At 70.3% G+C, this 21,774-nt stretch carries 18 protein-coding genes; 10 read left to right on the forward strand and 8 right to left on the reverse strand.

Annotation, left to right across the window (positions count from 1 at the left end; genetic code table 11):
- Nucleotides 1–141: 141 nt before the first annotated feature.
- A complete protein-coding gene (locus ABIE65_RS12525) occupies nucleotides 142–1,047 on the reverse strand; it encodes a terminase small subunit (protein ID WP_354078061.1) in 906 nt (301 codons plus the stop codon).
- Between the two features lie 159 nt (nucleotides 1,048–1,206).
- On the opposite strand from ABIE65_RS12525, the gene ABIE65_RS12530 reads away from it, so the two are divergent.
- The gene (locus tag ABIE65_RS12530) at nucleotides 1,207–2,676 is read left to right on the forward strand and encodes an amidase (RefSeq protein ID WP_354078062.1); all 1,470 of its coding nucleotides are present in this window, start codon (nucleotides 1,207–1,209) and stop codon (nucleotides 2,674–2,676) included.
- 5 nt (nucleotides 2,677–2,681) lie between these two features.
- Here the strand turns inward: ABIE65_RS12530 and ABIE65_RS12535 are convergent, their stop codons facing one another.
- A complete protein-coding gene (locus tag ABIE65_RS12535) occupies nucleotides 2,682–3,956 on the reverse strand; it encodes a YihY family inner membrane protein (protein WP_354078063.1) in 1,275 nt (424 codons plus the stop codon).
- Between the two features lie 213 nt (nucleotides 3,957–4,169).
- Here ABIE65_RS12535 and fabI point away from each other — a divergent pair, with 213 nt between their 5' ends.
- From fabI to ABIE65_RS12550, 3 genes are read left to right on the forward strand one after another with little or no spacing between them, the layout of a single operon-like run.
- A complete protein-coding gene (gene fabI / locus ABIE65_RS12540; RefSeq protein ID WP_354078064.1) occupies nucleotides 4,170–5,009 on the forward strand; it encodes an enoyl-ACP reductase FabI in 840 nt (279 codons plus the stop codon).
- 5 nt (nucleotides 5,010–5,014) lie between these two features.
- Nucleotides 5,015–6,121, forward strand: coding sequence for a chorismate synthase (gene aroC / locus ABIE65_RS12545; protein ID WP_354078065.1), 1,107 nt, complete (start codon nucleotides 5,015–5,017; stop codon nucleotides 6,119–6,121).
- A 46-nt stretch (nucleotides 6,122–6,167) separates the two neighbouring features.
- The gene (locus tag ABIE65_RS12550) at nucleotides 6,168–7,271 is read left to right on the forward strand and encodes an alpha-hydroxy acid oxidase (RefSeq protein ID WP_354078066.1); all 1,104 of its coding nucleotides are present in this window, start codon (nucleotides 6,168–6,170) and stop codon (nucleotides 7,269–7,271) included.
- A gap of 10 nt (nucleotides 7,272–7,281) precedes the next feature.
- Here ABIE65_RS12550 and ABIE65_RS12555 read toward each other — a convergent pair whose 3' ends face one another.
- Nucleotides 7,282–7,713: a low affinity iron permease family protein gene (locus ABIE65_RS12555; protein ID WP_354078067.1), complete on the reverse strand. Its 432-nt coding sequence runs from the start codon at nucleotides 7,711–7,713 to the stop codon at nucleotides 7,282–7,284.
- A gap of 154 nt (nucleotides 7,714–7,867) precedes the next feature.
- Here ABIE65_RS12555 and ABIE65_RS12560 point away from each other — a divergent pair, with 154 nt between their 5' ends.
- From ABIE65_RS12560 to ABIE65_RS12570, 3 genes are all read left to right on the forward strand, one after another.
- On the forward strand, nucleotides 7,868–11,239 hold the full coding sequence (locus tag ABIE65_RS12560; RefSeq protein ID WP_354078068.1) for an error-prone DNA polymerase: 3,372 nt from the start codon (nucleotides 7,868–7,870) through the stop codon (nucleotides 11,237–11,239).
- Nucleotides 11,240–11,446: 207 nt separating this feature from the next.
- Nucleotides 11,447–12,586, forward strand: coding sequence for a PAS domain-containing protein (locus ABIE65_RS12565; RefSeq protein WP_354078069.1), 1,140 nt, complete (start codon nucleotides 11,447–11,449; stop codon nucleotides 12,584–12,586).
- Nucleotides 12,583–13,056 (forward strand): response regulator, encoded by a 474-nt coding sequence (locus ABIE65_RS12570; protein ID WP_354078070.1) that lies wholly within the window; start codon nucleotides 12,583–12,585, stop codon nucleotides 13,054–13,056. Before ABIE65_RS12565 ends, ABIE65_RS12570 begins: the two co-directional genes overlap by 4 nt.
- Here the strand turns inward: ABIE65_RS12570 and gatB are convergent.
- The 3 genes from gatB to gatC form a co-directional block, all read right to left on the reverse strand.
- On the reverse strand, nucleotides 13,053–14,498 hold the full coding sequence (gene gatB, locus ABIE65_RS12575) for an Asp-tRNA(Asn)/Glu-tRNA(Gln) amidotransferase subunit GatB (protein ID WP_354078072.1): 1,446 nt from the start codon (nucleotides 14,496–14,498) through the stop codon (nucleotides 13,053–13,055). The two genes, ABIE65_RS12570 and gatB, sit on opposite strands and share 4 nt — an antisense overlap.
- A 220-nt stretch (nucleotides 14,499–14,718) precedes the next feature.
- On the reverse strand, nucleotides 14,719–16,200 hold the full coding sequence (gatA, locus tag ABIE65_RS12580) for an Asp-tRNA(Asn)/Glu-tRNA(Gln) amidotransferase subunit GatA (protein ID WP_354078074.1): 1,482 nt from the start codon (nucleotides 16,198–16,200) through the stop codon (nucleotides 14,719–14,721).
- Nucleotides 16,201–16,202: 2 nt separating this feature from the next.
- Nucleotides 16,203–16,490, reverse strand: coding sequence for an Asp-tRNA(Asn)/Glu-tRNA(Gln) amidotransferase subunit GatC (gene gatC / locus ABIE65_RS12585; RefSeq protein ID WP_354078076.1), 288 nt, complete (start codon nucleotides 16,488–16,490; stop codon nucleotides 16,203–16,205).
- 44 nt (nucleotides 16,491–16,534) lie between these two features.
- On the opposite strand from gatC, the gene ruvX reads away from it, so the two are divergent.
- Nucleotides 16,535–17,014, forward strand: coding sequence for a Holliday junction resolvase RuvX (ruvX, locus tag ABIE65_RS12590; protein ID WP_354078078.1), 480 nt, complete (start codon nucleotides 16,535–16,537; stop codon nucleotides 17,012–17,014).
- On the opposite strand, the gene ABIE65_RS12595 is transcribed toward ruvX, so the two are convergent.
- Together ABIE65_RS12595 and ABIE65_RS12600 are read right to left on the reverse strand one after the other, a co-directional pair.
- The gene (locus tag ABIE65_RS12595; protein WP_354078079.1) at nucleotides 17,011–18,375 is read right to left on the reverse strand and encodes an alpha/beta hydrolase; all 1,365 of its coding nucleotides are present in this window, start codon (nucleotides 18,373–18,375) and stop codon (nucleotides 17,011–17,013) included. The genes ruvX and ABIE65_RS12595 overlap by 4 nt on opposite strands.
- 72 nt (nucleotides 18,376–18,447) lie before the next feature.
- Nucleotides 18,448–19,353 carry a DMT family transporter gene (locus ABIE65_RS12600; protein WP_354078080.1) on the reverse strand — a complete coding sequence of 302 codons (906 nt, stop codon included), beginning with the start codon at nucleotides 19,351–19,353 and terminating at the stop codon, nucleotides 18,448–18,450.
- Between the two features lie 135 nt (nucleotides 19,354–19,488).
- Between ABIE65_RS12600 and ABIE65_RS12605 the strand changes: the two genes are divergently transcribed.
- Together ABIE65_RS12605 and ABIE65_RS12610 are read left to right on the forward strand one after the other, a co-directional pair.
- Entirely contained in the window at nucleotides 19,489–20,457 is a 969-nt protein-coding gene (locus ABIE65_RS12605; protein WP_354078081.1) for an aspartate carbamoyltransferase catalytic subunit, read from the forward strand.
- Nucleotides 20,457–21,773: a dihydroorotase gene (locus ABIE65_RS12610; RefSeq protein ID WP_354078082.1), complete on the forward strand. Its 1,317-nt coding sequence runs from the start codon at nucleotides 20,457–20,459 to the stop codon at nucleotides 21,771–21,773. Before ABIE65_RS12605 ends, ABIE65_RS12610 begins: the two co-directional genes overlap by 1 nt.
- The last annotated feature ends 1 nt before the right edge of the window (nucleotide 21,774 follow it).

Genomic DNA, 21,774 nt, shown 5'->3' on the forward strand with positions numbered 1-21,774 from the left:
GCCGCGCCGGAGGCGAGAAAAGTTACCGTTCGTTAATCGGTACGGGCTGTTGCCGCAGTACGTGCAGCGTCGGCGCGCCCTTCTAACGGAGGGCGTGATCGAGGGCAACCGGCGGCAGCGGTCGGCGCGTCGGCACGGGTCCTACGGCCGCTCCCAGGCGGGGTCCCAGCCGTGGCGCTCGGCTTCGAGGCCGCGCAGGAGCGGGTCGGGGTGGCGGGCCCAGGCCGGTGCGGCGGGATTGACCGCGACGGGCGGCGCCTGGCGGTACAGATGCTCCATCTCGGCGTCGCCGATCTCGCGCTGACGGTCGGCCCGGCCGGCGATGAAGCCCAGGCCGGCAGCGGCGGCTTCGTCCTCACCGTCGTCCTCACCGTCGTCGGCGAGGACCTCGGGCGGGACGTCCTCGTCCAGAGGTTCCTCTTCCGGCATCTCCTCTTCGAGAATCTCCGGCGGCACGTCGGATAGAGGTTCATAGCGTTTTCTGGGGGTGGGGTGGAAATCGGTGAACGGCGTGAACTCGTCGACCGGACGGGGCTCGAAGCCCTCGTAGACGTGCGGCACGGTGCGCGGCTCGGGCTCCGGCTCCGGGACGTTGATCCCCTGGCGCCACGCGGCGGCCCAGGCCTCGGCGTCGGCCGCGGCCAGGTCCGGGTGGCGCGGGTCGATGCCGTCGAGCAGCGGGTCGGCGCCGGCGAAGCCGGCGGCGAGGCGGTCGGGATAGAGGCCGCAGAGCCGCGCCTCGGTCTCCAGGCAGCGGACGGCGGTGCGCAGGTCGCTCTTCTCGGCGGCGAGGGTGGCGAGGGCGCGCAGCCTGTCGACGATCTCGGCGATCCCGGTCTGCCGCGCCGCCTCGCGCCGGACCCGCAGGTCCTCGATCCGGTGCCGGATCTGCGGCTTGGTCAGCAGGTCGCCGGCGTAGCGCGCGGCACTGTGCGGCGAGTAGCCGGCGGACCGCGCCGCGGCGGCCCCGCTCGCCCCGCGGGCGACGTGGCGGCAGAAAATCTCCTGACGGTCGGTGAGGGGCGTGGTTTTGACACCAAACGGCATGATCGGCCTCCATCCAAGGGAAGCGCGATCATGCGGCAAATGATCCTAGGAACACAAGCGCAATGTTCGCATTATGTTCTTGTGCCGCGTCCGGGTCCCGGACTTGACCGGGAGGCATGGCGCTGCTTTCGTGGGTGCTTCGACGGAGGAGGAGCGACCATGCCGAGCGGCGACGAACTGATCCGACTGACGGCGCGCGAGGCGGTCACCCTGCTGGCCAAGGGGGAGGTGACGCCGCTCGAACTGATCGACGCGGCGCTGGCGCGGATCGAGGCGGTCGAGCCGGCGGTCAATGCGCTGCCGACGCTCTGCGTCGAGCGGGCGCGCGATCACGCCAAGCGCCTCATGGCGCGCCGCGACCCGCTCGCCGGTGGCGCGCGCGGATGGCTCGGCGGTCTGCCCGTCGCGATCAAGGACCTGACCGACGTCGCCGGCGTCCGGACGACCTACGGTTCGCCGATCTATGCCGATCATGTGCCCGAGACGTCTCATCCGCTGGTCGAGGGGCTGGAGCGCAACGGCGGCGTCGTGCTGGCCAAGTCCAACACGCCGGAGTTCGGCGCCGGCGGCAGCACTTTCAACGAGGTGTTCGGGCGCACGCGCAATCCTTGGAACACCTCGCTAACCTGCGGCGGCTCTTCCGGCGGCGCCGCCGTCGCGCTGGCCACGGGGGAAATCTGGCTGGCGCACGGCTCCGATCACGGCGGCTCGCTGCGCGGGCCGGCGAGCTTCTGCTCGGTCGTCGGCCTGCGGCCCAGTCCGGGCCGCGTGACGCGCGGCACCGTGAACAACCTCTTCAGCGCGAGTTCGGTCCAGGGCCCGATGGCCCGCAACGTGCCGGACATCGCGCTGTTCCTCGATGCCCTGTGCGGCCGCGACCGGGCGGACCCGCTGTCCATCGCGCCACCCGCGACGAGCTTCCTCGACGAGGTCCTGGATGCGCTGAAAAAGGGGAAGGACGGCGCGCCGAAACGGGTCGCGTGGACGCCGGACCTGGGCGGCGCGGTGCCGGTGGCGCGCGAGACCCAGGCGATCTGCGCCGCCGCGGCGCGTCGCTTCGAAGATCTCGGCAGCGTCGTGGAAGAGGCGTCGCCGGACATGGGCCGGATCGGCGAGGCCTTCCAGATCATCCGCGCGATGATCTTCCTGGTCGACCGCGGGCCGCTGATGGAGACGCATCGCGACCAGCTGAAGCCGGACATCATCTGGAACACCGAGAAGGGAATGGCCCTGAAGCCCACCGAGATCGCGTGGGCGGAACGCGAACGCGCGGCGCTCTACCGGCGCATGGTCACGTTCTTCAAGACCTACGACGTGCTGGTCTGCCCGACGTCGGTGGCGCCGGCCTTCGACGTCAACCTCCGCCACCGGACGGCGATCGACGGGGTCAAGCTCGAGAACTACATCGCGGGGTCCGTCATCACCTCCGGCATCTCGATGACCGCCTGTCCCGCCATCAGCGTGCCCTGCGGCTTCGACGGCTTCGGCCGGCCCGTCGGCCTCCAGATCATCGGCGCGCCGCAGGACGAGGCGGGGGTGCTGCGCTCGGCGGCCCTCTACGAAAGGCTCGCGGGCTTCGACCGGCAGCTGCCGATCGACCCGCGCGAGGGTACCGTCCCCGACGACTGACGGGGCTATTCGGCCGCCTCGTCCAGGCGCGGCTTCGGCCGCTCCCGCATCAGGTCCTTGACCGGACGATCGAGCAGTTCGTGCTTCGCCTTGTCGACGGCCATCAGGAGGCTGCGAAGTTCGGCGACCCAGGGCGGCATTGCGCCGGCATCGGTGCGCCCCGCACTGAAGTGCGGCCCGACGCTGGTGCCGAGATCGAGGCGGAGATCGCGCATCAGCTTGTAGATCGTCGTGTCGCCGAGATCCCGTGCGACGGCCAAGCGCTCGTCCTCGGTCACCACGACGTAGCCGGTGTGGATCAGTTCGCCCAGGACGCGGCTGTAGGCCTCCGCGCCGCCGGGAATACGGTGTTCCAGCACCTCGCGGTGCGGCCGTGCGTCGTCCCCGGTGGCGCTCCAGATCGCCCGCAGCACCGCTATGGCCATGGCCAGCCGTTCGCCGGGGCCGGGCGGGGTGCGCCGGCGGGCATCGCGGTCGAGACGCCAGTCGGGGATCGCCGCGGCGAACTCCGCACCGAACAGGATCATGCACCAGGACAGGTAGATCCACAGGAGGAAGATCGGGATCGTCGCCATGGCGCCGTAGACGATCCGGTACGGATCGGTCAGGCCCAGGTAGAAGCTGAAACCGTGCTTCAGGATCTCGAACAGGACCGCGGCGACGGTGCCGCCGGCGATGCTGTGCCGAAGCCTGATCCGCCTGTGCGGAATGATCCAGAACAGCAGCGAGAAGACGACCACTTCCATGACGAGGGGGATCAGCGCCGGCACCCCGTGGACGAGACGCCAGAAGACGCCGACGATCTCGTCGTCGGCCTTCTGCTCGAACCAGTCGCCGAGCGACACGCTGGTCCCCATGAGGATCGGCGTCAGGGTCAGGATCGTCCAGAACGCCAGGAGGCGCGTGCCCCAGGATCGCGGCTCCACGACGCGCCAGATCGTGTTGAACGCCGACTCGATCGTCCAGAGCAGGATGAAAGCCGTCACGGCGAGACCGAGGACGCCGACGGCCGTCAGTTCACGGGTGTTGCTGAGAAAGATCGTGATCTGCTCGCGCGCCGCGGCACCGGCCTCGGGCACGAGCGGCGCCAGCAGGAACTCCTTCGCCTGGTCCCGTATCTCGTCGAAGGCCGGGAAGGCGCCGAGCACTGCCAGGAAGATCGCGAGGATCGGGACCAGACCGAGCAGCGAGGTGTAGGTCAGGGACGACGCAACCATCAGGCTGTCGTCGTTGTTGAAGCGCCGCAGCACGTACCAGACGAACGAGATGGCGTCGCTCACCGGCTTGGGCCGCTGATGCCAAGCTCGCAGAAATCGCCTTTTCCATAAGATCGACGCCATGGCGGTGCCGCTCGTTCGCTCAGGAGAGGGGCCGTGGTCGCCGCAGCGCCATGATCATCGAACGGCCCCGAAGTTAATATGTTCCGAGTGTTGCCCAGGGGTAGCGATGGTGTAGGATGCCCGCCCTATCCGCCCGGGGAGCCAGTCGACAGTATGACGAGCAGCACCGGCCTGCTGGCCGGGAAAAAGGGCCTCATCATGGGCGTCGCGAACGATCGTTCGCTCGCCTGGGGCATCGCGCGCAGCGTTGCGCAACACGGCGCCGACCTCGCCTTCAGCTATCAGGGCGAGGCATTGGAGCGGCGCGTCCGCCCGCTCGCGGCCTCGGTGAATTCCGATTTCCTCATTCCTTGCGACGTGACGGACGACGCCAGCCTGACCGCACTTTTCGATTCGATCCGCGAACGCTGGGGCCGGCTTGATTTCCTGGTTCACGGCATCGCCTTCTCGGACAAGGAGCAGCTGAAGGGCCGGTACTCGGACACGACCCGCGAGAATTTCCGTCGCACCATGGACATCTCGTGCTTCTCGTTCACCGATGCGGCGCGGCGCGCCGCCGCGATGATGCCCGACGGCGGCTCCATGGTCACGCTGACCTATGCCGGCGCCGAACGGGTCATCCCGCACTACAACGTGATGGGCGTCGCCAAGGCGGCGCTGGAAGCCAGCGTGCGCTACCTCGCGGTGGATTTCGGAAGCCGCGGGATCCGGGTGAACGCGATCTCCGCCGGGCCGATCAAGACGCTGGCCGCTTCCGGCATCGGGGACTTCCGCCACATCCTGAAATGGAACGAGTTCAACGCGCCGCTGGAACGGAACACGACGATCGACGAGGTCGGCGGTTCGGCGCTGTATCTGCTGAGCGACCTCGGCCAGGGCGTGACCGGCGAGGTGCTTCACGTCGACTCCGGCTACCATGTCGTCGGCATGATGAATCCGCGGCGCGCCGGTGACACCGCGGCGCTGCTCGCCGATTTCGACGACGAGGCGTAGCCCGCATGGACGGGAACAGCTTCGGCCGGCTGTTCCGCTTCACGACCTGGGGCGAGAGCCACGGGCCGGCGATCGGCTGCGTCGTCGACGGCGTCCCGCCGCGCGTGCCGGTCTGCGAGGCGGACATCCAGAAGTGGCTCGACCGGCGCCGGCCGGGCACGTCGCGCTTCACGACCCAGCGGCGTGAGCCGGACGAGGTGCGCATCGTGTCCGGCGTGTTCGACGGCCTGACTACCGGTACTCCCGTGGCCATGGTCATCGAGAATGTCGACCAGCGCTCCAAGGACTATTCCGAGATCAAGGACCGGTTCCGGCCGGGACATGCCGACTTCACCTATCAGGCGAAGTACGGCATCCGCGACTATCGCGGCGGCGGCCGGTCGTCGGCGCGCGAGACGGCGATGCGCGTGGCCGCCGGGGGGCTCGCCCGCAACGTGCTGCGGCACCTGCTGGGCGACGGCGTCACGATCCGCGGCGTCCTGGTGCAGGTCGGCGAGCACCGGATCGACCGGGACCTCTGGGACTGGGCCGCCGTCGACCAGAACCCGTTCTTCTCCCCCGACCGCAAGGCGGCGGCACTCTGGACCGACTATCTCGACGGGATCCGCAAGGCGGGTTCGTCGGTCGGCGCGGTGATCGAGGTCGTGGCCTCCGGCCTGCCGGCGGGCCTCGGCGAGCCGATCTACGGCAAGCTCGACTCGGACCTCGCCGCGGCGCTGATGAGCATCAATGCCGTGAAGGGCGTCGAGATCGGCGACGGCTTCGCGGCGGCGGGCATGCGCGGCGAGGATGCGCACGACGAGATGCGGGCCGGCAACGCGGGCGCAGGCAATGGCGGGCAGGGGGTGCGCTTCCTGTCGAACCACGCCGGCGGCGTCCTGGGCGGCATCTCGACCGGGCAGGATCTCGTGGCGCGGTTTGCGGTGAAGCCGACGAGTTCGATCCTGGTGTCGCGGCGCAGCGTCAGTGCGACGGGCGAGGAGATCGACGTCGTGACGAAGGGCCGGCACGACCCCTGCGTCGGCATTCGCGCGGTGCCGGTGGGCGAGGCGATGATGGCCGTGGTCCTGGCCGATCACCTGCTGCGCCATCGCGCGCAGTGCGGGGGCTGACAGCCGCGGTCCGAAGATCGATGTCCGTCGGCGGGAGTGACGAACCGTGCCTCTGCCGCCATTGCGCGAGATCCCGCCGGAGATCGCCTGCCTCGACGACTATGCGGCGTTCGCGCGCGAGCGCATGGTGCCGCAGGCCTGGGCCTATCTGAACGGCGGCGCCGCGGACGAGATCACCGTCGCGGAGAACGTCGCGGCCTTCGGGCGCCTCCGCCTGCGGGGGCGCGTGCTGGCCGACCTGAAGGACGGTCATACGGCGGTCGAGCTCTTCGGTCAGCGGTTCGACTATCCGATCATGCTGGCGCCGGTGGCCTTCCAGACGCTCGCCCATGCGGACGGCGAACCGGCGACCGCGGTCGCGGCCGCCGCGATGCGGGCCGGCATGGTCGTCAGCACCCAGTCGAGCACGACCCTGGAGGAGATCGCCCGGGCGGGGCGGGGGCCGCTCTGGTTCCAGCTCTACATCCAGCCCGACCGGGCCTTCACCGAGGCATTGGTGCGGCGGGCGGAGGCGGCGGGCTACCGGGCGCTGGTCGTGACCGTCGACGCGCCGGTGAACGGCGTGCGGAACGTGGAACAGCGCGCCGGCTTCGCCCTGCCGCCCGGCGTCTCGGCCGTCAATCTGCAGGGGATGCGGGCTCCGGCGGGACATGCCGCCAGGGCCGGCGACAGCCCGTTCTTCGGTACGCCGCTCGCCGCGCTGGCGCCGACGTGGAAGGATCTGGAATGGCTGCGCGGCCTGACGCGGCTGCCGCTTCTGGCGAAGGGCGTGACGGCGCTGGAGGATGCGGTCCGGGCGATCGGCGTCGGGATCGACGGCATCGTCGTGTCCAACCATGGGGGCCGGACGCTGGACACGCTGCCCGCCACCATCGACCTGCTGCCGCCGATCGCCGAGGCCGTCGGCGGGCGTGTGCCGCTGCTGCTCGACGGCGGGGTGCGGCGGGGCACGGACGTGCTCAAGGCCCTGGCGCTCGGTGCCGCCGCGGTCCTGGTCGGCCGGCCCTACGTCCACGCCCTGGCGGCCGCCGGGCCGGCCGGGGTCGCGCACGTGCTGCACATCCTGCGGACGGAACTGGAGGTGGCGATGGCCCTGACCGGATGCCGCACGCTGGCCGACGTGGACCGGTCGGTGCTGCATACGGCTTGAGGGCGCCGCGTCAGCGGGCGGGCTCGGGCAGGATGATCTCGACGTCCGCGTCGCCGTCACCGCCGCGAATGGCTTCGACCCGGGCCCGCTCCGCCAGTTCCATGTAGCGCTGCCGGAACGCGATAAGTTCCTCTTCGGACAGTTCCTCGAGATCGAGCAGGGCGTTGTGGGCGCTGCGCGTGGCGCGGATCAGTTCGTCGAGCTTGATCTGCACCGCCATGCTGTCGCGGTTCTGGGTGTTCTGGATGACGAAGACCATCAGGAAGGTGACGATCGTCGTGCCGGTGTTGACGGTCAGCTGCCAGACTTCCGAGAAGCCCGCGAGGGGCCCCAGGGCGGCCCAGACGACCATCAGCCCGGCGGCGACGGCGAAGGTGACCGGCCGTCCCGCAAGGTGCGCCACGGCGCTGGCGAAACGCGCGAATCTGCTGTTGCGATGCATGTCTGCCTCTCGATTCGGCCGTTCGTTCCGTCGCGGCGGCCTGGGACGAGGATGGCGGCGGGCGGCGGGCAGGACAACGATCTGTGGCTTTCCGACTCCACGACAGTGCCGCGGCGGCGTATAAGGAACAAATAAAGAACATTCTGGCTCTCCGATGTCCTCTCCCGCCTATGCCGAACTCCAGGTCACCAGCAATTTCAGCTTTCTGCGCGGGGCGTCACACCCGGACGAGCTGATGGTCGCGGCGGGTGCCCTCGGCCTGGCGGCGGTGGCGGTGACCGATCGCAACTCCGTCGCCGGCATCGTGCGCGCCCATGTGGCGGCGAAGCGTGTCGGCGTGCGCCTCGTCGTCGGCTGCCGGCTCGACCTGACGGAGGGCGAGGAGCACAGCCTGCTCTGCTTCCCGGTTGACCGCGCCGCCTATGGGCGCATGACGCAGATGCTGACAGCGGGAAAGCGGCGGGCGAAGAAGGGGCAGTGCCACCTGGGCTGGCTCGATGTGGTCACTCACGGCGAAGGTCAGATCTTCGTCGCTCTGGCCCCCGACGACTGGCAGGCGGACGATGCGGCCCTGCCGGCCTTCCTGCGCCGGCTGGGCGCAGCCTTTCCGGGACGGGCCTATCTGGCCGCGAGCTTCCGCTATGGCGGCGACGATCGGACCCGGATCGCCGAGCTGGCGGCCCTGGCGGAGGCCTGCGGCACGCCGCTGGTGGCGACCAACGACGTCCATTATCACGTGCCGGCACGCCGGCCGCTGCAGGACGTGCTGACCTGCATCCGCGAAGGCTGCACCGTCGACGAGGCCGGCTTCCGTCTCTCGGCCCATGCGGAACGGCACATGAAGCCGCCGGCCGAGATGGCCCGCCTGTTCGAAGGGCACGAGGAGGCCCTGGCACGCACGGTGGAGATCGCCGAGCGCTGCCGGTTCAGCCTCGACGAACTGCGCTACGAATATCCGGAGGAGACCTCCGGCGGCCGCGACCCGATGGTCGAACTGGAGGCGCAGGTCGCGGCCGGGGCGCACCGGCGCTATCCCGAGGGCGTGCCGGCCGAGGTCGCGAAGCAGATCCGGCACGAACTCGACCTGATCCGCCGCCTCGACTATCCGCGCTACTTCCTCACCGTCGCCGATATCGTGCGCTTCGCCCGCGGCGAGGGCATCCTCTGCCAGGGCAGGGGATCGGCGGCGAATTCGACCGTCTGCTACTGCCTGGACATCACGGCGATCGATCCGGTCCGCGCGGGCTTCCTGTTCGAACGCTTCATCTCCGCGGCGCGCAACGAGCCGCCGGACATCGACGTCGACTTCGAGCACGAGCGGCGCGAGGAGGTGATCCAGTACATCTACGCCAAGTACGGCCGCGACCGGGCGGGGCTCGCCGCCACGGTGATCCACTACCGCTCGCGCGCCGCCATCCGCGACGTGGCGAAGGTTCTCGGCCTGTCGCCGGACGTGGCGGGCAGCATCGCCGCCACGGTCTGGGGCTGGAGCAGCGACGGCTACGACGAGGCCAAGGTGCGCGAGGCGGGGCTCGACCCGCTCGACCGGCGGATCCGCCTGGCGCTCGACCTGTCGCGGACGCTGATCGGCTTTCCCCGCCATCTGTCCCAGCATGTCGGCGGCTTCGTCATGACCCGCGGCCCCCTGTCGGAGCTGGTGCCGATCGAGAACGCGGCGATGGACGACCGCACCGTCATCGAGTGGGACAAGGACGACATCGACGCGCTCGGCATCCTGAAGGTCGACGTCCTGGCGCTCGGCATGCTGACCGCGGTGCGCCGGGCGCTCGACCTGATCGCGGCGCACGGCGGCGGGCGCTGGGAACTCGCCACCATCCCGCCCGAGGACGCCGCCGTCTATGCGATGATCAGCCGCGCCGACACCGTCGGCGTCTTCCAGATCGAGAGCCGGGCGCAGATGACGATGCTGCCGCGGCTCCAGCCGAGATGCTTCTACGACCTCGTCATCGAGGTGGCGATCGTGCGCCCCGGCCCGATCCAGGGCGACATGGTCCACCCCTATCTGCGCCGCCGCCAGGGCAGGGAGGAGGTGACCTACCCGCCCAAGCTGCGCCCGGTCCTGGAGAAGACGCTGGGCGTGCCGCTCTTCCAGGAGCAGGCGATGAAGATCGCCATCGTCGCCGCCGGCTTCTCGCCGGACGATGCCGACCGGCTGCGCCGCTCGATGGCGACCTTCAAGCACGTCGGCACCATCCACCAGTTCCGCGAGCGCTTCATCGGCGGGATGATCGGGAACGGCTACGACCCCGATTTCGCCGAGCGCTGCTTCAAGCAGATCGAAGGCTTCGGCACCTACGGCTTTCCCGAGAGCCATGCGGCCAGCTTCGCGATCCTGGTCTACGCCTCGGCCTGGATCAAACACCACCATCCCGCCGCCTTCGCCGCGGCGCTGCTCAACAGCCAGCCGATGGGCTTCTACGCGCCGGCGCAGCTGGTCCGCGACGCGGCCGAGCACGGGGTGGAGGTGCGGCCCGTCGACGTCAATTTCAGCGACTGGGACTGCACCCTGGAGCGGCGCCCCGACGGGGCCCTGGCGCTGCGGCTGGGCCTGCGGCAGGCGAAGGGCCTGTCGCAGAAGGACGGGGTGGCACTGGTGAAGCATCGTGGCGGGCGGCCCTATGCCGACCCGGCCGCCATCTGGCGCCGTGCCGGACTCAATCCCGGAGCGCTCGAATGCCTGGCCCGGGCCGACGCCTACGGTTCGATGGGGCTCGACCGGCGCGCCGCCCTTTGGGCCGTCCGGCAGCTGGGCGACGCGCCCCTGCCGCTCTTCGCCGCGGTGGACGGCGAGCGGGCACCCGTAGATCATCCTCGTCCTGAGGAGGCCCGAAGGGCCGTCTCGAAGGGCGGGGATGATCGGGCCAGGGGCATCCGGCCGCCTTCGGACCGCCCCTCGTGCTTCGAGACGCCGTCTTCGACGGCTCCTCAGCATGAGGGGCTAGTGGAGCGCTCGGCAGAGGTCCCCGCCGAATTCGGCGCCGAGCCGGCCGTCGTCCTGCCTGAGATGTCGCTGCCCGAAGCGGTGATGCGGGACTATGCGGCGCTGCGCCTGTCGCTGAAGGAGCATCCGATGGCCTTCCTGCGGGCGCGGCTGGCGCGGGAGGGCAGGGTGCCGACGGCGGCGCTGAAGGACGTTCGCGACGGGCGCCGCCTCGCGACCGCGGGGCTCGTCCTGGTGCGGCAGCGGCCGGGCACGGCCAGCGGCGTCATCTTCGTCACCCTGGAGGACGAGACGGGCATCGCCAACCTCGTCGTCTGGCCCGGCGTGTTCGAGCAGTTCCGCCGCACCGTGCTGACCGCCGGGGTGCTCTGTGCCGAAGGCCGGGTGCAGCGCGAGGGCGACGTCATCCACCTCGTCGTCGAGCGCCTGACCGACCTGTCGGACCGCCTGCGCGCCCTCTGGGACGGCGGCGTGCCGATCGAGCAGGCGCGCGCCGACGAAGCCAAGCCCGGCGGCCCCGGACGCCGCAAGCCGCTGCCCGTGGAGTCGCGCGACTTCCGGTGAGGCATCGCGTCCGTCGCGTTCGATGGGTTTCCAGGGTGCTGGCCGCCGCGGTCCTGATGCAGGGCGGCGCGTTTCCTTGGTTCCTGCGGGGGCGCCCGCAGGACGTCCGCCGCTGCGCCGATCGCTGCGCCGGATGCCCTGATCCGCACCGAATGCGGCGAACGACGTTGATCCGGGGCAGAACCGCTTCGGCAGGGTCCGGGGGAGATGAACAGCTACGAAGACGCGCGCCGCGCGGGAGAGCGCCTTGTACGGCAGCATGCCAAGGGCGATCCCTTCGCCACGGCGATCATGAACACACGCATGCCGATGGTCATCACCGACCCGGCACAGCACGACAATCCGATCGTGTTCGCCAATCCGGCGTTCCTGGACCTGACCGGCTATACCGGCGAGGAGGTCATCGGCCGCAACTGCCGCTTCCTGCAGGGGCCGGATACCACGCCGGAGAGTGCCGCGGCGATCCGCCGCGCCATCGAGGCGCGTGCACCCACCTTCCGCGGCGAGATCCTCAACTATCGCAAGGACGGCACCAGCTTCTGGAACGCCCTGTTCATGAGCCCCGTGGTCGACGAAGCGGGCAACGTCCTCTACTTCTTCGCCTCGCAGCACGACGTCACCGAGCAGAAGGCGTGCGAGCGTTCCCTGCGCGAACGCCGGGACGAACTCGAACGCGAGGTCCGACGGCGAACGGCGGAACTGCAGCGGACGATCGACGAACTGAAGGAGACGTCGCAGGCGAAGACACTGCTGCTCCACGAGGTCGATCACCGGGTGAAGAACAACCTTCAGACGATGGCCTCGCTGGTACGCCTGCAGGCGAAGCGCGCGGACAGCCCGCAGACCGCCGCCGCGCTCGGTGCCGTTCAGGCGCGGATCGAGGCCCTGTCGATGGTCCACCGGCGGCTCTTCCAGGGCGACGACGTAGGCACCTTCGACATCGCCGAGTTCGCCCGCGAACTGGCGACGGAGTTGGTGAACGCCTCCGGCCGCGCGGACATCGACGTCGCGTTCGATCTGGAGTCGGTGGCGATCCCCGCGGCGAAGGCGGCGCCGATCGCCCTGATGATCAACGAGCTGCTGACCAACGCCGTGCAGCACGCTTTCCGGGGGCGGGGCGGGCGGATCGCGGTCGGGGTGCGGCGGATCAACGGATGCTTCCGTATCCGCATCGAGGACGACGGGGTCGGCCTGCCGAGGGGGGATATCACCGGCCGCGGGACCCTCGGCCGCACGATCGTCCAGCTCCTGGCCGGCCAGCTCCAGACGGAGCCCGTCTGGTCCGACGCGGAACCCGGCACCCGGATCGAGCTTTCTCTGCCGATCCGGTTCGTCGAGAAGGAATGAGCGTGCCCAAGCCCCTGCGGATACTGATCGTCGAGGACGAGGCGCTGCTCGCCTTCCAGCTAGAGGATGATCTGATCGAGGCCGGGCACGACGTCGTCGGCTGCGCGGCATCGGCGCGCCACGCCCTGAGGCTCGCGGCGGAGACGGATCCGGATCTGGCCCTGGTCGACATCCACCTCGCGGACGGGCCTACGGGGGTCGACGTGGCGCAGACGCTCGCCGCCAAGCCCGACATCGCGGTGGTCTTCATGACGGCCAACGTGAAACGCATCCCCGACCATTTCGCCGGGGCGATGGGCGTGATCGGCAAGCCGCACACGGCCCATGGCCTGCGCAATGTGCTGACGTTCGTCGCACATGCGCTCGACGGCGGGGCGCCGCCACCACCGCCCGCCGGCCTCGTCCTCGCGCCGGACTTGCGGCCGGGCGAGGACGGCGCGTTCCGCTTTCGCCGGGCGGCGTCCGGCTAGAGCTTCGCCTTCAGCAGTTCGTTGACCAGCTTCGGGTTGGCCTTGCCGCCCGTCGCCTTCATCACCTGTCCGACGAAGAAGCCGAACAGCTTGTCCTTGCCGGACCGGTACTCGGCGAGCTTGCCCTGTTCGCGGGCGAGAACCTCGTCGATGGCGGTCTCGATGGCCCCGGTGTCCGAGATCTGGCGCAGGCCCTTTTCGTCGACGATCACGGCGGCCGGCTTGCCGGTCTCCCACATCGCCTCGAACACCTCCTTGGCGAGGCGGCCGGAGACGGTGCCGTCGGCGATGAGGTCGAGCAGACCGCCGAGGCCGGCGGCGTCGACCGGGGCGGTCGCCAGCGTGGCGCCGGACTTGTTCAGCAGCGCGAAATAGTCGCCGATCACCCAGTTGGCGGCGAGCTTGCCGTCGCGCCCCTCGGCGACCGTCTCGTAGAAGGCGGCCGTGTCGCGGTCGGCGACCAGCACGCCGGCGTCGTAGACCGGCAGGCCGTATTCGGCGACGAAGCGCTTCTTCTTCTCGTCCGGCAGTTCCGGCATCGTCGCGCGGACATGCGCGACCCAGCCCTTGTCCAGTTCGAGCGGCAGCAGGTCGGGGTCGGGGAAGTAGCGGTAGTCGTGCGCCTCCTCCTTCGACCGCATGGCGCGGGTCTCGCCGCGGCCGGGATCGAACAGGCGGGTCTCCTGGTCGATGCTGCCGCCGTCCTCGAGGATCTCGATCTGGCGGCGCGCCTCGTACTCGATCGCCTGACGGACATAGCGGATCGAGTTGACGTTCTTGATCTCGCAGCGCGTGCCGAACGGGTCGCCGGGACGGCGCACGGAGACATTCGCGTCGCAGCGCAGCGAGCCCTGCTCCATGTTGCCGTCGCAGGTGCCGAGATAGCGCAGGATGGCCCGCAGCTTGGTGAGATACGCGGCGGCCTCCTCGGGCGAGCGCAGGTCGGGCTCCGAGACGATCTCCATCAGCGCAACCCCGGACCGGTTCAGGTCGACGAAGGTCATGCGCGGATGCTGGTCGTGCAGGCTCTTGCCGGCGTCCTGCTCCAAGTGCAGCCGCGTGACGCCGACGGTCTTCACCGTGCCGTCGGGCAGGTCGATCTCGACCGCGCCCTTGCCGATGATCGGCTGCGAGAACTGCGAGATCTGATAGCCCTGGGGCAGGTCGGGGTAGAAATAGTTCTTCCGGTCGAAGACCGAGTAGAGGTTCACCTGGGCGTTCAGCCCGATGCCGGTCTTGACGGCCTGTTCGACGCAGACGCGGTTGATCACCGGCAGCATGCCGGGCATGGCCGCGTCGACCAGGCTCACCTGCGTATTCGGTTCGGCGCCGAACTCGGTCGCGGCACCGGAGAAGAGCTTGGCGTTCGAGGTCACCTGGGCATGGACCTCGAGCCCGATGACGTATTCCCACTCGCCGGTGCGGCCCTGGATGGTGGCCATGCCTCAACTCCGCTGCGGCCGGATGTGGCCGTTCATTGGTCTCGTAATGCTACCTTCCCGGACAAGCCGCCGAAGGCGGCGCAGATCCGGGACCCAGAGCCGGCGCGCCGGCATCCTGGGACATCTCACGACCGGCACCCGGGTCGCCGCCTGTGCGCCGGCTCTGGGTCCCGGCTCGGCGCGCTACGCGCTTGGCCGGGAAGGTGATTGCGTCAGTCGGTTAACCTTGCCCTCCAACGAAGGCCGGCTGCGCCGTGAAGCGCGCCGCGTCCTCGATGACGCCGGCGGTGCGCAGGACCGTTTCCTCGTCGAAGGGCCGGCCGATGACCTGCAGGCCGAGCGGCAGGCCGTCCGTCGACAGGCCGGCCGGCACCGAGATGCCGGGCAGGCCGGCGAGGTTCACCGGCACGGTGAAGATGTCGTTCAGATACATGGCGATGGGATCGTCCATCCGCTCGCCGATCGGGAAGGCCGGGGTCGGCGCCGTGGGCGTCAGGATGGCGTCGACGTCGGCGAACGCCTGCTCGAAGTCGCGGGCGATGAGTGCGCGCACCCGCTGCGCCTTCAGGTAGTAGGCGTCGTAATAGCCGGCGGAGAGAACGTAGGTGCCGATCAGGATGCGGCGCTGCACCTCGGCGCCGAAACCCTCGGCGCGGGTGTTCTCGTACATCTCCTGGATCGAGTTGCCGGGCACGCGGAGGCCGTAGCGCACGCCGTCATAGCGCGCGAGGTTCGACGAGGCCTCGGCCGGCGCGATGATGTAGTAGGTCGGCAGCGCGTATTTCGTGTGCGGCAGGGAGACCTCGCGCACCTCGGCGCCGGCGTCCTTCAGCCAGTCGATGCCCTGCTGCCAGAGGGTCTCCAGCTCCGGCGACATGCCGTCGGCGCGATATTCCTTCGGCACGCCGATGCGCAGGCCCTTCACGTCGCCGGTGAGCGCGGCGGCGAAGTCGGGAAGGGCGCGGGGGCTCGACGTCGAGTCCTTCGGGTCGTGCCCCGCCATGTGCTGCAGCATGATCGCGGCGTCGCGCACGGTGCGCGTCATCGGGCCGGCCTGGTCGAGCGAGGAGGCGAAGGCGACGATGCCCCAGCGCGAGCAGCGGCCGTAGGTCGGCTTCAGCCCGACGAGGCCGCAGAAGGCTGCGGGCTGGCGGATCGAGCCGCCGGTGTCGGTGCCGGTCGCCGCGAGCGCGCAGCGGGCGGCCACGGCCGCGGCGGAGCCGCCGGACGAGCCGCCGGGAACGCGGTCGCGGTCGTCGCCCGTGGCCTTCCACGGGTTGACGACATTGCCGTGGTAGCTGGTCACGTTGGCCGAGCCCATGGCGAACTCGTCCAGGTTGGTCTTGCCGACCATGACCGCGCCGGCCGCCCGCAGGTTGGCGGTGACCGTGGACTCGTAGGGCGGCTTGAAGCCGTCGAGGATGTGCGAGGCGGCGGTGGTGAGCACGCCCTCGGTGCAGAACAGGTCCTTCACCGCGACGGGGACGCCGTCTAGCGGCAGCGCCTCGCCCTTCGCCCGGCGCGCGTCCGCTTCGTCCGCCTGCTTCAGGGCCAGGTCGGGCGTCTCGGTGATGAAGGCGTTGAGCGGGCGCGCGGCCTCGATGGCGGCGAGATGCGCCTCGGTCAGCTCGCGGGCGGTGAAGTCCTTGGCCGCGAGACCCTCGACGGCCCCGGCCACGGTCAGATCAGTCAATTTCGCCACGTCTATTCCACCACCTTCGGGACGGCGAAGAAGCCGTGCTGGGCCTCGGGCGCGTTCGCCAGGACCTTTTCCGGATAGCCGCCGTCGGTCACGACGTCGGGCCGCTGCGGCAGCTTGGCGTCCCGCATGCCGGTCATCGGGGCGACGTTGCCGGTGTCGACCTCGTCGAGCTGCTCGACCCAGTGCAGGATGTGGCCCAGTTCGCCGGCGAGGCGATCCAGGTCTTCCTCGGGGACGCGCAGACGCGCGAGCGTCGCGATCTTGCGGACGGTGGCCTTGTCCATGGACATGAAAGAAGACTCTGTCAGAGGGTCGGCTTCACTTACAGTCCGGCATGCCCATTCGCAACCCTGCCGACATAAAGCGCGACCTGCCGCGCGGCCAGCGGCTCCTCGGCCTCGACGTCGGCGAGAAGACGATCGGCCTCGCCGTGTCCGATCCGTCGCTGACCATCGCCTCCCCGGAGCAGACGATCCGCCGCGGCAAGCGCTTCCGCGACGACGCGGCGCTGCTGAAGGAGGTGATCGAGAGGCGCGGCATCGGTGCCTTGGTCATCGGCCTGCCGATCAACATGGACGGCAGCGAGGGACCGCGCTGCCAGTCCATGCGTCAGTTCGCCCAGAACGTGCTGAACCATGCCGACATCGACATCGCCTTCTGGGACGAGCGCCTGTCGACGGCGGCCGTGACGCGCACCATGCTGGACGCCGACCTGTCGCGGCGGCGGCGCGCCGAACTCGTCGACAAGCTGGCCGCGGCCTACATCCTCCAGGGCTTTCTCGATGCGATGGCGACAACGGCCCGCGCCTCCTAGGCGGCGTCGGCCTTCGCGCAGACGGCGCGTCGCGCCTCCAGCACCTCCCACAGGCGGTGGAAGGGGCGGCGGTCGGTGATCAGGCGCAGGTTGGCGGTGAAGTGGCCCTGCGGGCCGTGGAACAGGTTTTCCTCGGGCGCGCCCCAGCGGTGCAGCAGGGCGGTGGCGTCGTCATAGTGGGTGAGCCTATCCGCCTCGCCGAGGACGGCGACGATCCGCTCGCCCGGCACGGCGCACGGCATTTCGGGTGCGACCAGCGACAGCCAGTCGCGTAGCCGCGCCTCGTCCCAGCCGGCAGCGGCGAGGGCGCGGTCGAAGCCGAGGCGCGTGGTCAGCGATCCCTCCAGCGCCACCCGCGGCAGGTCGCCGGCCGGCGTCACCAGGAAGAGGCCGTCGGGCACGTTCTCCGCCGGCCAGGAGGAGGCGGCCGCCGCGGCGGTCTCGGCGACCAGGGCGCCCAGGCTGACGCCGCCCAGCGCGACCGGGCCGCCGAAGATCTCGCGCGTCTTGGCGATCCAGAGGCCGGCCTCGATCGGCGCGGCATGGAAGAAGTCGAGCAGGCTGAGCGGCGCGCGGCCGAGCACCGGCTCGCCGCCGAACCAGCCGTCGGGACGGCGGCGACCGTGCCAGGGCGCTTCGAAGCGGACGACGCGGAAGCCGGAGGCGACCAGCAGCGCCAGGCAGTCGCGCGGGTCGGCGCGCAACTCCGATTCGATGAACAGGCCGTCGCAGTAGACGATCGTCGGGCGGATGCCCGGCTTCGCCGGCTCGTAGACGTGCGCCCAGATCTCGTCGCCGAGCACCGGCGAGGTCGTGCGCATCCAGCGTTCGGTGCGGCCGTTGCGGGTGATCGCGGCGGAAACCTCGATCTGCGGGCGCGGCTGGGGCAGGACGAAGGCGCCGGCCGGGTCGGCGCGGCGGCCGGCGTGCCGGGCTTCGACGTTCTCGACCGACGCGATCTCCCAGCGGATGGCCGGGTAGCGGTTGAGCAGGGGCACCGTCGTCAGTGCCGAATGGCCGCGGATCAGGCTGAACGCTGCCCGGTCCCATAGCGTCGCGGCGTTCACGATGTCGCCCCCGGCGCCGCCCGCGAAGAGGGCGCCACGGAACGTGTCGGTGGCGGCGCGATAGTCCCTCAGGCGGCGATGGAGGAGGGGCAGGCCGCGGGTGAGGGAGCCCGGAACCTTCTCGAGCCCGAGCGTCGCGGCGGCATGCGCTGCATCGGGGGCGGCGAGGGCGGCCGCCCAGGCACGCGAGAGGGGGAAGAAGAACCGGCAGAGGCCTGCAGTGACGGCATCGTCGAGGCCGGGGCGCCAGAGCACCCGTTCCGCAAAGCGGCTGGCGAAGGTCGAGGCCATCATCGTCGGTCGTCGGCTCCCCTGAAAGTGTGTCGGATTCATGTAGGGGGAGGGGAGCCGCGAGCCCACACGAATCTATGCCGATTCGGGCTGCGCCGCGGCGGCACGCAGGCGGTGCTCGCGCCAGACGATGAAGACGCCGCTGGCGATGATCACGCAGGCGCCCACCACCGTCCACAGGTCGGGAATCTCGCCGAAGACGAAGAAGCCGAGCAGGGTCGCCCAGATCAGGCTGGTGTAGGCGAACGGGGCCAGCAGCGAGGCCGGAGCGAGGGTGAAAGCCTTGATCAGCAGGGTGTGGCCGATGCCGCCCAGCAGGCCGAGCCAGGCGAAGGCGAGCCACTGTTCCAGGGTGAGCGGTTGCCAGAAGAAGGGGACGGCGGCACTGCTCACCAGGAGGCCGCCGAGGCCCGTGTAGAAGAGGGTCGCCATCGGGTCGTCGGTCTGGCTGAGGACGCGCGTCGCGATCTGGTAGACGGCGTAGAGGACGGCGGTGACCAGCGGCAGCGCCACGGCCCAGTGCATCTCGCCCACGCCCGGCCGCACGACGATCGCGACGCCGACCAGCCCGACCACGACCGCCGACCAGCGATAGGGGCCGACGCGCTCGCCCAGCAGCGGCACCGACAGGGCGGTGAGGATCAGCGGCGAGGCGAAGCCGATGGTGATCGCCTGGGCCAGCGGCAGGTAGACGAGCGCCAGCCAGAAGGAGGCGGTCGAGCCCACGAGCAGGGTCGAGCGTGCCAGCTGGAGGCCCAGCCGGCGCGTCTGCGTCAGGCGCTTGAAGCCGGTCCGCCCGAAGACGAAGGCGGCGAGGAACAGGAAGTGGAACAGGTAGCGGCCCCAGACGACCTGGACGATCGGCGTGTCCTGGCCGAGCAGTTTCGCCGAGGCGTCGATGGTCGCGAAGATCGCGCTCATCACGAGGCTGTAGACGATGCCCCGCTGCCATCCGGCGGGTGTGCTCTGGACGGCGATCATCGAGGCGGCCTCTGCGACGGAGCGGGCGGGACTCTATCGGCGGCGGCACGCTGTGGATAGGTGGCGGTGCGCGATCACCGACCCCCGGCGGCGGCATTGCAACGGGCGCCGGACCGCGCCTATAACGCGATCTTGATGACAGCGCCCGCACAGACGCTCTTCCCGCACCGGCACCTGCTCGGCATCGAAGGGCTTTCCGCGGAGGAGATTTCCCTCCTCCTGGACCTTTCCGAAGACTATGTCGGGCTCAACCGGCAGTTCGAGAAGAAGCGGGCGGTCCTTCGCGGCCGCACGCTGATCAACGTTTTCTTCGAGAGTTCGACCCGCACCCGCACCTCGTTCGAGCTGGCCGGCAAGCGGCTCGGCGGCGACGTGATCAACATCTCGATCGAGTCGTCGGCGGTGAAGAAGGGCGAGACCCTGATCGACACCGCGATGACCCTGAACGCGATGCGGCCGGACGTGCTGGTCGTGCGCCACGCCGACAGCGGCGCCACCCACCTGCTGGCGCAGAAGGTCGGCTGTTCGGTGATCAATGCCGGCGACGGCAGCCACGAGCACCCGACCCAGGCGCTGCTCGACGCGCTGACAATCCGCCGGCGGCGCGGCCGCCTCGCCGGGCTGACGGTCGCGATCTGCGGCGACATCCTGCACAGCCGGGTGGCGCGCTCGAACATCCTGCTGCTCAACACGATGGGCGCGCGGGTGCGGCTGGTGGCGCCGCCGACCCTGCTGCCGTCGGCGATCGAGCGTATGGGTGTCGAGGTCTTCCACGACATGCGCGAAGGCCTGCGCGACGTCGACATCGTGATGATGCTGCGCCTGCAACTGGAGCGGATGCAGGGCAGCTTCGTGCCGTCGATCCGCGAATATTTCCGCCTCTACGGCCTCGACCAGGAGAAGCTGAAGGTGGCACGGCCGGACGCGCTGATCATGCATCCGGGGCCGATGAACCGTGGCGTGGAGATCGACAGCCTGGTCGCCGACGACATCTCACGCAGCGTGATCCACGAACAGGTCGAGATGGGGGTGGCCGTGCGGATGGCGTGCCTCGACATCCTGAGCCGCGTCGGCGCCGACAACTACACGCCAGAGGGCGCGTGATGGGCGGTCAGAACCGCAACGAGGGGCGCCGCGTCGCCTATGTGAACGCACGGCTGCTCGACCCCGACTCGGGGCTCGACGCGCCGGGGGGACTGCTCGTCGAAGGCGAGCGGATCGCCGATGTCGGCGCGGGACTGTTCGCCGGCGGCGCGCCGGAGGGTGTGGAGACGGTCGACTGCGGCGGGCGCTGCCTGGCTCCGGGCCTCGTCGACATGCGCGTGCAGCTGCGCGAGCCCGGCGAGGAGCACAAGGAGACGGTCGAGAGCGGCAGCCGTGCGGCGGCCGCCGGCGGCATCACCGCCCTGGTCTGCCTGCCGAACACCGACCCGGTCATCGACGACGTCGCGGTGGTGGAGTTCATCGCGCGGCGGGCGCGCGAGGTGAAGCTGGTCAAGATCTTCGCCTACGGCTCGGTGACGCGCGGCTGCCGCGGCGAGAACCTGACGGAGATGGGGCTGCTCCGGGAGGCGGGGGCGCTCGGCTTCACCGACGGGCTGCGTGCCGTCGCCGATTCGCGGGTGATGCGCCGTGCGCTCAGCTATGCGGGCGGCCTGGGGGCGCTCATCCTGCAGCATCCGGAAGACCCGGCGCTCGCCCGCGGCGGGGCGATGACCGAGGGCGAACTGGCGACGCGCCTGGGCATCCCGGCGATACCGGCGGCGGCCGAGGTGATGATGGTCGAGCGCGACCTGCGCCTCGTCGAACTGACGGGCGCGCGCTATCACGCCGCCCACCTGTCGACCCGCGCGGCGCTCGACGCGGTGCGCCGGGCGAAGAAGCGCGGCCTGAAGGTCACCTGCGATACGGCGCCCCCCTATTTCGCGCTGAACGAGACGGCAATCGGCGAGTACCGGACGTTCGGCCGGCTGTCGCCGCCGCTGCGCAGCGATGACGACCGCCGCGCCGTGGAGGAGGCGATCGTCGACGGCACGATCGACGCCATCGCCAGCGATCACGCACCGCAGGACCAGGACGCCAAGCGCCTGCCGTTCACCCAGGCGGAGCCGGGCACGGTGGGGCTGGAGACGCTGCTGCCGGTGTCGCTGGAACTGCACCACCAGGGCCGGATGAGCCTGCTCGACGTCCTGGCGCGGCTGACCTGTCGGCCGGCGGACATCCTGGGCCTGCCGCTCGGGCGGCTGCGCAAGGGCGCGCCGGCTGACCTGGTGCTGTTCGACGTGGAGCGGCCGTGGCGGATCGACGCCGACGCGCTCCGCAGCAAGTCCAAGAACTCGATATTCGACCGCCGGCCGGTGCAGGGCAGCGTGCTGCGCACCGTCGTCGACGGCCGGCCCGTCTACGTCGCGGAGGCCTGAG

The sequence above is a fragment of the Constrictibacter sp. MBR-5 genome (assembly GCF_040549485.1).
GTDB lineage: Bacteria > Pseudomonadota > Alphaproteobacteria > JAJUGE01 > JAJUGE01 > Constrictibacter.